The organism is Lysinibacillus capsici (genome assembly GCF_003367505.1).
Classification (GTDB): domain Bacteria; phylum Bacillota; class Bacilli; order Bacillales_A; family Planococcaceae; genus Lysinibacillus; species Lysinibacillus capsici.
Map to the genome: position 1 here is coordinate 127,397 of NZ_PXXX01000008.1, position 15,028 is coordinate 142,424.

Sequence of the window (15,028 nt, forward strand, 5' to 3'; positions counted from 1 at the left end):
TAAGAGGTGCTTATATGATAGGGAAATTAGATTTATATCGTGTTTTTAGTGTTGTAGCAAAAAATAATAGCTTTTCTAGTGCGGCAAAAGATTTATATATGACACAGCCAGCTGTAAGTCAGGCAATGATGCAATTAGAAAATGAGCTTGGCACACGTCTTTTTAATCGAACTCCTAAAGGTGTGACATTAACAACAGAGGGTAGCTTACTTTTTGAATATACTAATTCTGCTTTAGGGCTTTTAGATGCTGGTGAAGAAAAGTTACTTGAATTCAAAAATTTAACAACAGGGCAATTAAAAATAGGTGTAGGTGATACGATCTCACGCTTCTTTTTAATGCCTTATTTAGAAGCATTCCATACAATGTATCCGAATATTAAATTGCAAATGCTAAATGGCACAACCTCTGAAATTTGTAATTTTATTAAATCGGGTGAAGTAGATATAGGGTTTTGTAATTTTCCAATTGAAGATTCAACATTACAGTTAACGGTATGTACAGATATTCAGGATATTTTTGTCTGTGGGGAAAAATATAAAACACTTTCATCTAAAAGTTTAAGCTATGAGGACCTTTTAAAATTTCCACTTATCTTTCTAGAGAAAAAATCGAATTCAAGGAAGTATGTGGAAGATTATCTTTTTGCAAGAGGCGTTCACATAGAGCCAGAGTTTGAGCTAGGCTCACATGATTTGGTACTCGAATTTGCGCGTAGTAACCTTGGCATTGCATGTGTAACAAAGGAATTTTCAAAGGACTATCTTCAACGTGGACTTCTTTATGAATTAACTTTAAGGGAAAGTATTCCTACGAGAAGTATTGGTATGTGTTATTTGAAGTCAGTACCCCTTTCTAGAGCAGCAATGAAATTTGTTGAAATCATTGAAAGTAAACATTTTAATACGAGAAGAACCATAAAAAGAGCTTAGCGACGAGAAAAAAATCGCTATGCTTTTTTTATTAAGATATCAATCAGTATGTCGACATTGCGCTTATTTTTCATGGTAGGTGAACAAAGATAAGAAAATGTTCGCATAAAGTGCTGTCCTTCAAGGCGCAGAATAGTCATATCTCCATTTTTTAATTCACGTTCTATCACACAGGCAGACAATAAAGAAAGACCAAGTCCCTGCATTACACTCTCCTTCACGCCCTGATTACTGCTAATAGTCAAAAGCGAATGAATCTGTAAACCATTTGCTCTGAATAAATGATCCAGATAATAACGTGTTCCAGAGCCTTCTTCACGCGCAACCCAGCTTTGCTGCTGGAGTTTATCAGCAGTCAGAGGTTGTTGCTTTGTAAGAGGATGTTTACTGTCGCTAACAATAAATAACTCATCTTGCATAAATGGCTTAATGACTAGTTCATTATCATGAGCCTGTCCTTCAATTAGACCTATATCGACTTGCAGTAATTTTGTATATTGAATGATTTCTTTTGTATTGCCAATAATAATTTGAAGTTCAAGTTGTGGGAATTGTTGCTGTAAGCTTGCAATAATTGGAGGTAATATATATTCGCCAATTGTAAAGCTTGCCCCAATGACTAGCGTACCTTGTACCTCTTGATGATAGGCAGCGATATCTTCTTTTGCAGCTTCAGCTATCGCCATGATTTGCTTTGCTCGTTTATAAAGAATTTCACCAGTTGGTGTAATTTGCACCGATTTTGGGGAGCGAATAAATAAGGTTGTTTGTAATTCTTGCTCTAGATTCTTAATGTGTAAGCTAACACTTGGTTGTGAAATATGAAGTATTTCAGAGGTCTTTGTAAAATTATTGACCTCAACCAGTGTGATAAATGTTTTTAAAGCATCCAATTGCATATCTTCACCCCTATTATTAGAAATATTAATAATAATAATTATATATATGTATTTTACTAATAGTGCACTCTTTATTAAAGTAATAATCAACAAGGGAGAAAGAAGTGAACATCATGGTTAATAGACAGCATAAATTAAAATCTACTCTTAATCCAAATTTCTTGAAGGGGATATTGTTAACGCTTCTTATTGCTTTAGTAGCGAAATATATTGCCACATTTCCTTTCCTTTCAATATTGGGACAGTTGGTTATTGCCATTATATTAGGGATGACCTGGCGAGCAACATTTAAAGTACAAGATTCTTGGCAAGTAGGTATTTCATTTTCCAGCAAGAAGCTATTACGCTTTGGTATTATTTTATTGGGTATGCGCTTAAATTTGGCAGATATTTATCATGCGGGTGCTAACGTTTTTTTAATTGCAGTCATTAATCTGCTATTTGCCTTAATTGTTGTGTACGGCCTAACAAAAATATTTAAAGTCGATCAAAAGCTAGGGATATTAACGGCTTGCGGGACTGCCATTTGCGGAGCTGCTGCAGTAGTGGCAATTGCACCTCAAATTAAAGCAAATGAAAAGGAAACGGCGGTAGGGGCAGCGATTGTTGCGTTATTGGGGACTATTTTTACACTTATTTATACGGTACTTTATTCCATCATCGATTTAACACCTACTGCGTATGGTATTTTCGCAGGGGGGACATTACATGAAATTGCGCATGTAATTGCAGCTGCATCTGCTGGTGGAAATGAAGCAATTGATATAGCCGTCATCGTGAAATTAACACGAGTGGCCCTACTCGTACCTGTAGCAATTGTTATTGGTATTTTCTATCGAAGAATGGACAAAAGTGAAGAGAAAAAGGCCTTTTCTTTATCCATCATACCGTGGTTTATTTTAGGATTTTTAGCGATGAGTGCTATCAACTCTTTAGGGATTATACCGGCGAATGTATCGAAAGCATTAGTAGATATTGCTTATATCTTAATTGCGATGGCAATGGCTGGTTTAGGGCTAAATGTTGAGATGAAAACATTTAAGGAGCTAGGTGTAAAGGCATTTATTGCAGGTTTAATTGGCTCGGTTTGTCTATCCGTGCTGGGCTATATACTAGTCATTCTTTTATATTGATTTAATCAATGTTTCTTATACCAAGAAAAAAGACCCTACATGATCGTTCAACATGCAGGGCTTTTTAGATAGAATCAGAAGATAATGTATAAGTAATTTAATCGTCGTTTATTAATTTAAGGCTTCAATAGAAGAAGCTAATTCCGCCACCACTATTTTGCTGCCGATAATTGGACTGTCAGCCTTTTCTCCCTCAGAGCCCGAATTTGGGCGTTGATGGGCTGCAGCAAATGCATCGCTATTACGCCATGCTTGGAAATGCTCCTTAGATTCCCAATACATATTAACACTCATTTCATCATAAGTAGGATCATCAGTTGAAATTAATACCTCTACTTTATGAAAGCCTTCAAACTGTTGCAGAGGCCCTGGCTTTGTAAAATTTGGTGCCATTCTCGCAGCAAAACCGGGTTTTACTTGAATACGATTAGTTACAATAATCATGCTTTTACCCCCCTTAATTTCATTTACTAGGTTTTTGAATGAATTATCATTGATTATCATTCGCACTCAATGATAAGTGGCTGAGGAAGACATTGTCAATAGATGTCCTCTATATAATCTGTGCTAGTAGTTTATGGGTAATGGATAGGCTGACATTTAACTGACATAATCCAGTGCTATAATGAATATAAGAGTGAACTAGTAGCGAGGTGATTGACTTTGGCAAACATTCTAGTAATAGAGGACGAATATCCAATAAGCCAGGTTTTAAAGGTGTATTTACAAAAAGTGGGTTATAGTGTGACACAATGTTTCAATGGTGGTCAAGCCTTGGTCATGTTTCGTGAAACACAGCCAGATCTAGTGTTGCTAGATATTATGTTACCAGAAAAAAATGGTTGGTCCATTTTAAAAGAAATAAGAGAACGAAGTACTTGCCCAGTTATCATGTTAACAGCATTAGGTGAGGTTAATTACCGTCTAGAGGGGTTTGATCATGGGGCAGATGATTATATTGCCAAGCCTTTTATCGCAGATGAAGTTGTTGCAAGAGTGAGGGCTGTTTTAAGACGTGCTGTAGGTAGTTCTGATTCAGCTACTAGTAAGCAGTATGGGTCTCTAGTAATTGATTGTAAAGCGCATAAAGTGCTTTTGGGTGGAGAAGAGATTGTATTAACGCCAAGAGATTTATCAGTGCTCATGTTTTTAGCTGACCACCCTAATCAAACATTTACCCGGGATCAGCTTATAGATCAAGTTTGGGGATGGGAGTATGAGGGTAGTGATCGTGCTGTAGATTTAGCTATAAAGAGGCTAAGGAAGGCTTTAAAAGAATGGGATGAAGCGGAAGGAGAAATAAAGACACTACGTGGATTGGGGTATCAGCTAAGTGTTCAAAAAAAATAAGCGAATATCCTTACTTCAATATTGGACGAGCCGATATTTACTGACACTTTTTATAGGCTTAGCTATTATATCTTTAATCTCAGCAGCGTGGATTCGACATACAACATTTGAAAATCGATTAGAATTAATGGAGTTTTTAGCAGACGAGACGGTCTATCGTTTAACGGATACAACAAATCCTAATAATGGACCTATAAATGGTATTCCAGGTTTCATAGGGGATCGTCAGCGTTTTAATATGAAAGAGATCGATCCGATTTTGTATGTTGTAGATACAGAGGGAAATATACTGACTAGCAACCGTCCTGTACCACCTGGTAGTGCTAAAAATGTAGCTGGCTTGTTAGATGGAAAAGAAGGTACTAAGGAAATAAAGGATGGACTTGAACCTGAATATGTAGTGAAAAGAAAGATAGAAAATAATCATGAGTTATTGGGCTGGGCCCTGGTGATGGAGAAGAAGGAGAATTTAACAAGAGTTAACCAAGCATATGGACAGCTTGCCATATTAATTGGAGCATTAGCATTATTAGGCTGGATCGCTATTTACTTTCTGTCAAAGCGTTTGGCCCATCCCATTAAACAAGTAGCTGAGGCTGCCAAGCATGTACAGGAAGGCAATTATGCAATTGATTTGCCTCAATATAGTAAGGAAAAGGAAATCTATGAGCTTGTTTCCTCCTTCAAAAATATGGCAAATAAATTAGAGCAGCTGGAGAAAACTCGAACGGAATTACTAGCAGGTGTCACCCATGAATTGAAAACACCTGTCACCTCTATAAGTGGTTTATTACAGGCTGTAAGAGATGGTGTTGTAACGGGACAGGATGCTATGGAATTCATTGAAATGGCTATGGTCGAAACGACAAAAATGAAAACAATGGTTGGTGACTTACTTGCCTTTAACCATTTTGCTGTCGATGCTGTTCCTGTGCAGATAGAGTCAGTAGATGTTAATCAGCTACTGCGAGAGGCGGTGGCACAGTGGGAAGTCATGCAGGAAGATGAACATGTAAAAGTTCGTTTACATTTGTTGGAAAAACCTGTGCTTGTACAGATAGATATTGTTCGTATCCAACAGATCATTACAAACCTATTAACCAATGCTAAACAGGCGATGGACAAAGGAACAATAACCTTGAGGTTGATAGATCATGGCGAGGCTCTGTCAGTGATGGTGAAGGATACAGGACATGGAATCCCTCTAGAGGATCAGTCATTTATTTTTGAGCGCTTTTATAGAGGGGGAAATAAAAAATATACTGTTCGTGGCTTGGGTTTAGGATTACCACTTAGTAAAATGATGGCCCAATCTGTTGGGGGCGATTTGCGATTAATTGAAAGCAATCCCTCTGGAACACATTTTGAATTAGTATTGCAAAAGGCTACTACGCTATAAGAGCGTAGTAGCCTTCTTAGTGTTGGTTTAATCCGTCTCCCAGAAATCTGCTTTGTTTTGTAAAAGAGAGTTGAAGAATTTGTAAAGCTGACATCTGCCTGACACAAAAGCCCTTTATAGTAAACGATGTAGACGGGAAATGAACAAAGGGACGAGCAGCATTAAATGTTAGTCAGTCTGACACTAATACAAGTAGGGAGAGTGATGAAATGCCAATAGTTACTTCATTTAATCCAAATGGTCGCCAAGAAATAAAGCAAGCGATCTCTTATCCAGATTATGCATTATTAAAAGCCAAGCTTCAGCATGTTATGCAGCGTGATCATCATGCTGGCTTAGACGGTAAATATTTAATTCGTAGTACGTACTTCGATAATTTTGCCAATAAAGTGTTAAATGAGAAAAAAGAAGGCTTTATTAATCGAGATAAATATCGAGTACGCATATACGGCAAGTCTAATAATGTTATTAATCTTGAGCGGAAGAGTAAGCGTAACAATGTGACCTTTAAAACAAAATGTTCAATATCTCAAGCTGAGTATGAAAAACTACGTATTGGCGAGATAGCCTGGATGAAGAATGATGACCGAGCGCTAATTCTAGATTTATATCATGAGATGAATTACAACCAGTTGCGACCTACTACGGTAGTGGATTACGAGAGAGAAGCCTATATCTATCCGTTTGGCAATGTGCGTGTGACATTTGATAGTAAGGTGCAATCGAGTCTACGCAACACGGATATGTTTAATAAAAACTTGCCTATGGTCGATGTGCTGGAGCCTAATCTTGTTATTTTAGAGGTAAAGTACGATGAATATCTACCAGACATCATCAAATATTTACTACAGTCAGTGGATACTCGTGCTGAGGCCTATTCAAAATATCAACTTAGTCGTATGTACGGCTAATAATAAAGGAGAATGAACAATGGATACAATTAAATTTAGTGATATTTTTAAATCTAACTTTTTAGAAAAAACAACCTCGTTTTCATTAATCGATTCAATTATTGGTTTAGTAGTAGCGTTTTTTATTGGGCTTTTCATTTATGCTGTTTATAAGAAGACCTTTAATGGAGTCATTTACTCACATTCATTCAATATCTCACTACTTATAATGACAATGGCAACAGCACTAGTGATTATGGGAATCAGTTCAAATGTTCTGCTGTCACTTGGTATGGTTGGTGCTTTATCTATTGTACGTTTCCGTACACCTATTAAGGATCCCATGGATTTAGTCTATATTTTCTGGGCAATTGTTTCAGGTATTTTATGTGGTGCTGGCTTTATTCCTTTAGTGATTATTGGTGCTATTTTAATCGGACTTGTATTGCTAATATTCGTTAATAAAATAACGGTAGAAAATCCGTATTTACTAATTGTAAAGTTTGAAGAGGAATTGGCTAATGCTGAAATTGAGAGAATTATTGCTGCGCAAACAAAAAAATTCGCTCTCAAATCGAAATCCATTATGCAACAGAATGAAATCGAAACAACTTATGAAATTCGTGTAAAACAAAATGATGCAAAATTGATGGATGAACTAACAAAGGTAGCTGGTGTAAAATCAGCCATTATGCTGAGCTATGATGGGAATTTCACAGCGTAATGACCTCATTAACAAATAGAACTACGATGAGAGGTGACGGCTATGATTAAAACACGAATTGTCTATCTATGCATGGTGATTTTACTCCTTCTCTTTGTCGTGATATATGCTGTACTTCCGAATGTAGGCATTGAAACGAAAAATTCTGAGTTCTCCTATGAGAATATAGTATTTAATAAAAATAAAGTAACAACAGTTGATATTGAAATTGCTGAGGAAGATTGGGCTGACATGCTCGAAAATGCTTCTGCTGAAGAATTAAAACAAGCAGATATTACAGTAAACGGCAAGAAAGTTGAGAATGTTGCTATTCGTACAAAGGGCAATCTATCACTACGATCGGTTGTCAATAGTGACTCAGATCGCTATAGCTTAAAAATCGATTTTGATTATTATGATGATACACAAAGCTTGTATGGCTTAAAAAAATTAAATTTAAACAATAATTATAGTGACTCTACATTAATGAGAGAGTATATCTCCTATGAACTGATGGAGCAAATGGGTTTACCAACACCAGCACACTCCTATATGTATGTCACAGTGAATGGTGAGGAGCGGGGTTTGTTCTTAGGGGTAGAAGCTGTGGATGAGACATTCCTGGCTAATAATTACGGCTCTAATGATGGTTTTTTATTTAAGCCAGATGGGACAGGCAGCGATTTAAAATATATTAGCGACGATATCGAAGACTATACAGGTATCGGATTAAAAACAAATGAAGGTACTATTAATCAATCCAAATTAGTTGAAATGCTAGACGCAATTAATAATGGTGGAGACATAGAAAAGTATATCGATGTGGATGAAATGTTACGTTATTTTGCCGTCAACACAGCACTTGTGAATTTAGATAGTTATCAAGGGAATATGAAACATAACTATTATTTATATGAACAGAACGGTGTGTTTTCTATTATTCCTTGGGATTACAACATGTCCTTTGGTGGCTTTGGGGCTGGAGGCGGTAGAATAGCAGGAGGAAACGGTGAAAATCAAGCTGACGTTACTACTAATATGGAAAAACCAGTGGCACAAAACAATGGACAACCCGATCAAACTGGCGATGGGGGTATGCAGCAACAACGAGGTGGCGGCGTTGACATGGGAATGGGCATGTCGGGCAATCTAATAAATGATAGTGCTATTAATTTTAGTGTGACAACACCTGTTTCTGGCACAACATTAGAGGAGCGGCCACTCTTGAAGGCATTGCTTTCGAATGATGAATATCGTGACAAGTATGAAGGTTATTTAGAAGAACTAGCGACAACTTATTTAACAGAAGAGTATGTGCAATCCATTACTAAAAAATTAGCTGTCTTATTAACTACTTATGTGGAGGCGGATCCAACCAAATTCTCTACTACGGAGCAGTTTTTAGAAGCAGTTGAAGGTGAAAATAGCTTGCCGGAATTTGCCAAACAGCGCTCAGAATCTATATTAAAGCAACTGTCTGGGGAGCTTGTTGTGGAAGCATCTACGTCTTCTCAGGGCAATATGGGTATGCCAATACCAAGTGAAAATGGTGAAATGGATTGGATGCCAGATGATTTTGATCCAAGTCAGCTACCAGAGGACTTTGATCCATCAAAGAGCCCACCTTTTAATAGAGAGGGCGAGGGTCCGAGAAATGGACAAAATGGAGAACAAATGCAACCTCCTGATGGAAATGGAGCCCCAATGGGAATGCCTGGTGCGAATAGTGAAGCTGCGAATCACGAGCCTGTTATTGATAAAAATACAATGTTTACAGCCATTACATGCCTGGTGCTACTCCTTCTTGCACTTCTCTTTGTTGTTAAATTTAAACGTAGAGGTCGTTAGAAAATAACCATATCCAATATCTTTGGGTATGGTTTTTGCTTTTTATCGTGTTAAAATAAAGCATTCTTTTCTGAGGAGTCCTTTCATATGAATGAACAGCAATTTGATAAACATTTGCATATAAACACGGTGGGAGAGCAATATGGCTTTCCTAAGCTTGCACACTATCATCGTTATGAACCAACACCCTACAGAGGATTGGAGCAATTATTCGCTGCGTATCAGATGCCTGACAATCCAGTATTTATTGATATGGGGTGCGGGAAAGGGCGAGTTCCTATTTATGTGCACCATAAGTTCCATATACCAACCATTGGGATAGAAATGGATGCAGGGTTTTATACGGAGGCTGAAGAAAATAAACGTAGTTATCTTCAAAAAATGAGAGCACATGCCCCTATTAAGTTTATTCATACAATAGCCGAATCATATGAAATAAAGTCACGTGATAATGTGTTTTTCTTTTTTAATCCTTTTTCAATCCATATTTTTCGCACAGTCATTCACAATATTTGGAAATCCTATGAGCAGCGAATGCGAGATATTCATATAATTTTATATTATCCGCCTTACGATTATTTACAATTTTTACATCATGGAACACCATTTGAGTTGCTTCATGAAGTGCATTTAGAAAATGAAACAAATATTAATGAGCGCCTTTGTGTCTTTGAATTAAAAAAAGCTTAGAGTATGGGGAAACCCACTCTAAGCTTTTTCCTGTTAGCAGTACAGATATAAGCAATTAGTTATTCGTTTTCTTTTGATTATTTTCAGGGAAATAATTGTAATAGAGGAAGAGGTTCTATAAATTAAGCAGACTTTATGTTGAAAAAACAATTTCATCTGATAGTTTTGTACTAGTCTATAGTTTGAATTAAAAGATAATTCATAAATAACTAATTATACTGAAAAATCACTCTAGACTAAATATAAAGAATGTTTTACAATGAAAAAGGCTTATATGAATAATATTTTCTTTTGTTTTTAGATAGTTATAAATAATTATTTTGGCTATTGAGTAAATGAATTTAATTGTTTATAATTATCAGAAATATCTAATATTTGAGAAATTTTCAGGGGGAATTTAATTATGAGAGAGAGCAAAAAGCTTAAGAAGTTCGGTTCACTTTTAGTAGCATCTTCATTACTTGCTGGTGTTCTTGCTGGTTGCGGTAACGGAGACGATTCAAGTTCTGGCGGAGGCTCATCATCAGGCGGAGGTTCATCTGATGGCGATACAATTAAAATCGGTGCCAACTTAGAGCTTTCAGGGAATGTAGCATCTTATGGTTCCTCTATTGGGCTAGGTGCAGAACTGGCTGTAAAAGAAATTAATGATGCTGGCGGTATTGATGGTAAGAAAATTGAACTGATTAAAGTAGATAATAAATCAGAGAACTCTGAAGCAACTTCAGCTGCTATTAAACTAGCAACGCAGGATAAAGTAGTAGCAATGTTAGCACCTGCAACTTCAGGTAATACAGTAGCTACTGTTCAAATTGCAAATGATAATAAAATTCCTATTGTTACGGGTTCTGGTACAGCACCGAATATCACGGTAAATGAGGATGGCAGTGTTAATGAATATGCTTTCCGTACATGCTTTATTGACCCATTCCAGGGGATTGTAGCAGCTAATTTTGCTTCAGGTGAGCTAGATGCGAAAAATGTAGCTATTTTTGCAGATAATGCATCAGACTATGCAAAAGGTTTAGCAAAATCCTTTAAAGAAACGATTACGAAGAGTGGCGGAAAAGTTGTAAAAGAAGAAGCTTATGTAGCTAAGGATACAGATTTCCGTACACAATTAACAAATATTAAAGCGGCAAATCCAGACTTTATCTTTATCCCTGGATATTATGAAGAAGTAGGTTTGATTGTTAAACAAGCACGCGAAATGGGCATTGATGTACCTCTGATGGGTGCTGATGGTTGGGATTCTCCAACTTTAATTGAATTAGCTGGCGCGGATGCATTGAATAACACATTCATCACAAACCACTATTCTGCTGAAGACCCAGATCAAAAAATTCAAGATTTCGTAAAGGCATTTAAAGCGGCAAATGGTGACAAAGCGCCTGACGCATTCAACGCACTTGGTTATGACACAATTTACTACATTGCTGATGCAATTAAACGTGCAGGCTCTACAGATGGGGAAGCAATTAAAAATGAATTAGCTGCAACAAAAGATCTTTCTTTAGTAACAGGTACTTTCTCAGTTGACGAAAATCATAACCCAATTAAAACAGCAACAGTTCTTGAATTTAAAGACGGTAAACAAGTGTTCAACTCTAAAGTTAATCCTTAATGTTTTGTAAGCAAGGGGGAGGCGGGTAAACACGCCTTCCTTTTTTGTGTGTTAGATAACTAGAATCGTAGAGCAAAACATAACTTTTAGTATCGATCTATGTACTTATTTTTCAATTTTCAGAAAATTTAAAGGAGTGAATGCGCATGGAATGGATACAGCAACTTGTGAACGGTATTTCACTTGGAAGTATCTACGCGTTAATAGCGTTAGGGTATACGATGGTATACGGTATTATCAAGCTGATTAACTTTGCTCATGGTGATGTCTTCATGATTGGGTCATTTATTGGCTTTTACGCTATTGCTAAATGGGAGCTTGGTTTCTTCCCAGCATTATTATTGGCGATGTTAGTTTGTGCAATTTTTGGTGTATTAATTGAACGTATTGCCTATAAACGTTTACGAAATGCGACACGTATCGCAGCTTTAATTACAGCGATAGGTGTATCGCTATTAATTGAATATACAACAATTTTCTTCAGAGGTGCACAACCAGCAGCATATCCTGAAGTTTTCAAAAATAAATCATTAGATATTTTTGGCGTTCAAATCAGCAGTACTTCCATCTTAATTTTATCAGTCGCAGTTGTACTGATGATTCTTTTACAATTCATCGTACATAAAACAAAAATCGGTAAAGCGATGCGTGCCGTTTCCCACGATGCAGATGCAGCTCGCTTAATGGGTATTAACGTTGACAATACAATCTCTGCAACGTTTGCGATTGGTTCAGCTTTAGCTGGTGCAGCAGGTGTTATCTTTGGGGTTTATTATACAAAAATTGACCCGTTAATGGGGGTTATTCCTGGGGTTAAAGCATTTATCGCAGCTGTTCTTGGTGGTATTGGTATCATCCCAGGCGCTATGGTTGGTGGTATGTTACTAGGTGTTGTAGAGTCCTTAGTAAGTGCACTTGGCTTCTCGTTATGGCGTGATGCTGCGGCATTCGTTATTTTAATTTTAATCTTAATCTTCAGACCATCGGGTATCTTTGGTAAAAACGCCCGTGAGAAAGTGTAGGTGAGCGGTTTTATGAAAAAGTCTAAAGTTTTCTGGGGCTATGCCGTAATAGCGCTAGTCATCTATGCAGTTGTACAATTGTTGATTACAACAGAAGTAATTGATTTGTACTATAAAAATATGTTGATCACAATGTGTATTAACATCATGTTGGCTGTCAGCTTGCATATTGTTATTGGTGTTACTGGACAGTTTTCAATTGGGCATGCTGGGTTCCTTGCAGTTGGAGCATATGTATCCGCAATTATTACAACAAAGTTAATGTTACCATTCCCATTGGCCATCTTATTAGGGGCTGCTGCAGCAGCAGTTGCTGGTTTAATCGTAGGGATTCCAACGCTTCGTTTAAAAGGGGATTACTTAGCGATTGCTACACTTGGATTTGCAGAGATCATTCGTATTATCTTTTTAAATACGGATTATGTTGGTGGCGCAGCAGGGATGCAGGTTAAATATTTATCGAACTGGACATACGCATTCTTTGGCGTAGTGTTAACGATTCTAGTTATCTCAAACTTTACAAATTCTCGTCATGGGCGTGCGTGTATTTCCATTCGAGAAGATGAAATAGCAGCAGATGCGATGGGTATTAACACAACTTACTATAAAGTTGTTGCATTTGCGATTGGGTCTTTCTTCGCAGGTCTAGCAGGAGCCATTTTTGCACATAACTTTTACATTATTCAACCGACAACATTCGGTTTCTTAAAATCATTTGATATTTTAATTTACGTTGTACTTGGTGGTTTAGGAAGTCTTTCTGGTTCAGTGATTGCTGCGATTTTCCTAACAGTCGTGTCTACTTATCTAGCAAACTTCCCGGAAACGCGTATGATTATTTACAGTTTAGTATTAATTATTGTGATGCTTTATCGTCCAACAGGCTTAATGGGAACGAAAGAGATAACACAATTATTTAAGTTTGGTAAAAAGGGAGGTACGAAATAATGACTGGAAACCTTCTTATCAATGTTGAAAATATGGGTATTCAATTCGGTGGTTTAAAGGCAGTACAGGGTGTTAATATGTACCTTAACCAAGGCGAGTTGGTAGGACTTATTGGGCCAAACGGAGCTGGAAAAACAACTAGCTTTAATATGTTAACAGGGGTATATACACCTACGGAAGGTACAATTACTTTTAATGGTCTGAAATTGAATGGACTTGCACCCTATCAGGTTACACAGAAAGGGATCAGCCGTACGTTCCAAAATATTCGATTATTTAAAGAGCTATCTGTTCTTGACAATGTAAAGGTAGCCAATCATTCACTTGCAAAGCATTCTATGTGGGCTTCTATTTTTCGTTTACCTACGCATTTCAAAGGTGAGGCCGAAATGGAGCAACAGTCCATTGAGTTCTTAAAAATCTTTGGCTTAGATGTCTATAAAGATGAGCTAGCTAAGAATTTGCCATACGGGATGCAACGTCGTTTAGAGATTGCTCGTGCGTTAGCAGCAAATCCCAAACTGCTTCTATTGGATGAACCAGCAGCAGGGATGAACCCACAAGAAACTCACGATTTAATGGAGCTAATTGCATTTATTCGTAAAGAGTTCGGCTTAACAATATTGCTGATTGAGCATGATATGAGCTTAGTTATGGGTATTTGTGAGCGCATTTACGTACTTGATCACGGACAATTAATCGCTGACGGGACACCAGAAGAAATTCGCAACAATCCAAAGGTAATAGAAGCATACCTTGGAGAGGAGGTTATCGGCTAATGCTAAAAGTACAAAATATCGATGTTTTTTATGGCAACATCCAAGCATTAAAGGGCCTCTCTTTAGAAGTAAACGAGGGTGAAATTGTAACGTTAATCGGTGCAAATGGTGCTGGAAAAAGTACGCTCTTAAAGACATTGTCAGGTTTATTAAAGCCAAAAGGTGGCATTATTGAATATGAAGGCTTTTCGATAGCTGGGAAAGCGGCACAGACTATTGTTAAATCAGGGATTTCTCACGTTCCAGAAGGACGCCGTGTTTTTGCCAATATGTCAGTTGAGGAAAACTTAGAGCTTGGTGCGTATCTGCGTAATGATAAAGCAGGTATTAAGAAAGATATGGATCATGTTTTCGAGTTATTTCCACGATTATTAGAGCGCCGAAAACAGCAGTCAGGTACATTATCTGGTGGGGAACAGCAGATGCTGGCGATGGGGCGCGCCTTAATGGCAAAACCAAAACTGTTATTAATGGATGAACCTTCGATGGGTCTTGCACCGTTGATGGTGAAAAATATCTTCAATATTATTGAACAGGTTAATAAAGAAGGAACAACCGTATTACTTGTAGAGCAAAATGCTAATATGGCATTATCTGTCGCTAACCGTGCATATGTACTTGAAACAGGGCGTATTGTTTTATCTGGTTCAGCAAAAGAGCTACAAGAGAGCGAGCAAGTAAAGGCAGCTTATTTAGGCGGATTATAAAAATGGTAGGACATCTCATGTTGAGATGTCCTTTTTGGCTTGTATGTTGAAAGAAAATCAGAGGTAGCATTTCTACTTTACTTTTTGGTAAGGTTGAAAAAAGG

Annotated in this window: 15 protein-coding genes; 13 read left to right on the plus strand and 2 right to left on the minus strand. The window is 37.3% G+C overall.

Annotation, left to right across the window (positions count from 1 at the left end; translation table 11 throughout):
* The first annotated feature begins 14 nt into the window (after nt 1–14).
* A complete protein-coding gene (locus C7B89_RS04865; RefSeq protein WP_048395493.1) occupies nt 15–932 on the plus strand; it encodes a LysR family transcriptional regulator in 918 nt (305 codons plus the stop codon).
* Between the two features lie 17 nt (nt 933–949).
* On the opposite strand, the gene C7B89_RS04870 is transcribed toward C7B89_RS04865, so the two are convergent.
* The gene (locus tag C7B89_RS04870; protein WP_054548523.1) at nt 950–1,831 is read right to left on the minus strand and encodes a LysR family transcriptional regulator; all 882 of its coding nucleotides are present in this window, start codon (nt 1,829–1,831) and stop codon (nt 950–952) included.
* Between the two features lie 113 nt (nt 1,832–1,944).
* On the opposite strand from C7B89_RS04870, the gene C7B89_RS04875 reads away from it, so the two are divergent.
* Nucleotides 1,945–2,964, plus strand: a complete 1,020-nt coding sequence (locus C7B89_RS04875; RefSeq protein WP_115673249.1) for a YeiH family protein — start codon at nt 1,945–1,947, stop codon at nt 2,962–2,964.
* A gap of 111 nt (nt 2,965–3,075) precedes the next feature.
* Here the strand turns inward: C7B89_RS04875 and C7B89_RS04880 are convergent, their stop codons facing one another.
* Nucleotides 3,076–3,408: a heme oxygenase gene (locus C7B89_RS04880; RefSeq protein ID WP_048395499.1), complete on the minus strand. Its 333-nt coding sequence runs from the start codon at nt 3,406–3,408 to the stop codon at nt 3,076–3,078.
* A 219-nt stretch (nt 3,409–3,627) separates the two neighbouring features.
* Between C7B89_RS04880 and C7B89_RS04885 the strand changes: the two genes are divergently transcribed.
* From C7B89_RS04885 to C7B89_RS04935, 11 genes are all read left to right on the plus strand, one after another.
* Nucleotides 3,628–4,314, plus strand: coding sequence for a response regulator transcription factor (locus C7B89_RS04885; RefSeq protein ID WP_103119010.1), 687 nt, complete (start codon nt 3,628–3,630; stop codon nt 4,312–4,314).
* Nucleotides 4,298–5,713 (plus strand): sensor histidine kinase, encoded by a 1,416-nt coding sequence (locus tag C7B89_RS04890; RefSeq protein WP_115673250.1) that lies wholly within the window; start codon nt 4,298–4,300, stop codon nt 5,711–5,713. The genes C7B89_RS04885 and C7B89_RS04890 overlap by 17 nt, the downstream gene beginning before the upstream one ends.
* A gap of 209 nt (nt 5,714–5,922) precedes the next feature.
* Nucleotides 5,923–6,624 carry a polyphosphate polymerase domain-containing protein gene (locus C7B89_RS04895; protein WP_048395505.1) on the plus strand — a complete coding sequence of 234 codons (702 nt, stop codon included), beginning with the start codon at nt 5,923–5,925 and terminating at the stop codon, nt 6,622–6,624.
* A gap of 19 nt (nt 6,625–6,643) precedes the next feature.
* Nucleotides 6,644–7,327 carry a DUF4956 domain-containing protein gene (locus C7B89_RS04900; RefSeq protein ID WP_004233537.1) on the plus strand — a complete coding sequence of 228 codons (684 nt, stop codon included), beginning with the start codon at nt 6,644–6,646 and terminating at the stop codon, nt 7,325–7,327.
* A gap of 42 nt (nt 7,328–7,369) precedes the next feature.
* Nucleotides 7,370–9,154, plus strand: a complete 1,785-nt coding sequence (locus C7B89_RS04905) for a CotH kinase family protein (RefSeq protein WP_054548945.1) — start codon at nt 7,370–7,372, stop codon at nt 9,152–9,154.
* Between the two features lie 87 nt (nt 9,155–9,241).
* Entirely contained in the window at nt 9,242–9,844 is a 603-nt protein-coding gene (locus C7B89_RS04910; RefSeq protein WP_054548946.1) for a hypothetical protein, read from the plus strand.
* 403 nt (nt 9,845–10,247) lie between these two features.
* The gene (locus C7B89_RS04915; protein WP_016992165.1) at nt 10,248–11,468 is read left to right on the plus strand and encodes an ABC transporter substrate-binding protein; all 1,221 of its coding nucleotides are present in this window, start codon (nt 10,248–10,250) and stop codon (nt 11,466–11,468) included.
* Between the two features lie 146 nt (nt 11,469–11,614).
* Complete coding sequence (locus C7B89_RS04920; RefSeq protein WP_016992164.1) at nt 11,615–12,490, plus strand: branched-chain amino acid ABC transporter permease; 876 nt, start codon at nt 11,615–11,617, stop codon at nt 12,488–12,490.
* Nucleotides 12,491–12,502: 12 nt separating this feature from the next.
* Nucleotides 12,503–13,438, plus strand: coding sequence for a branched-chain amino acid ABC transporter permease (locus C7B89_RS04925; RefSeq protein ID WP_048395511.1), 936 nt, complete (start codon nt 12,503–12,505; stop codon nt 13,436–13,438).
* The gene (locus tag C7B89_RS04930) at nt 13,438–14,217 is read left to right on the plus strand and encodes an ABC transporter ATP-binding protein (RefSeq protein WP_048395513.1); all 780 of its coding nucleotides are present in this window, start codon (nt 13,438–13,440) and stop codon (nt 14,215–14,217) included. The genes C7B89_RS04925 and C7B89_RS04930 overlap by 1 nt, the downstream gene beginning before the upstream one ends.
* The gene (locus tag C7B89_RS04935) at nt 14,217–14,924 is read left to right on the plus strand and encodes an ABC transporter ATP-binding protein (RefSeq protein ID WP_048395515.1); all 708 of its coding nucleotides are present in this window, start codon (nt 14,217–14,219) and stop codon (nt 14,922–14,924) included. Before C7B89_RS04930 ends, C7B89_RS04935 begins: the two co-directional genes overlap by 1 nt.
* The last annotated feature ends 104 nt before the right edge of the window (nt 14,925–15,028 follow it).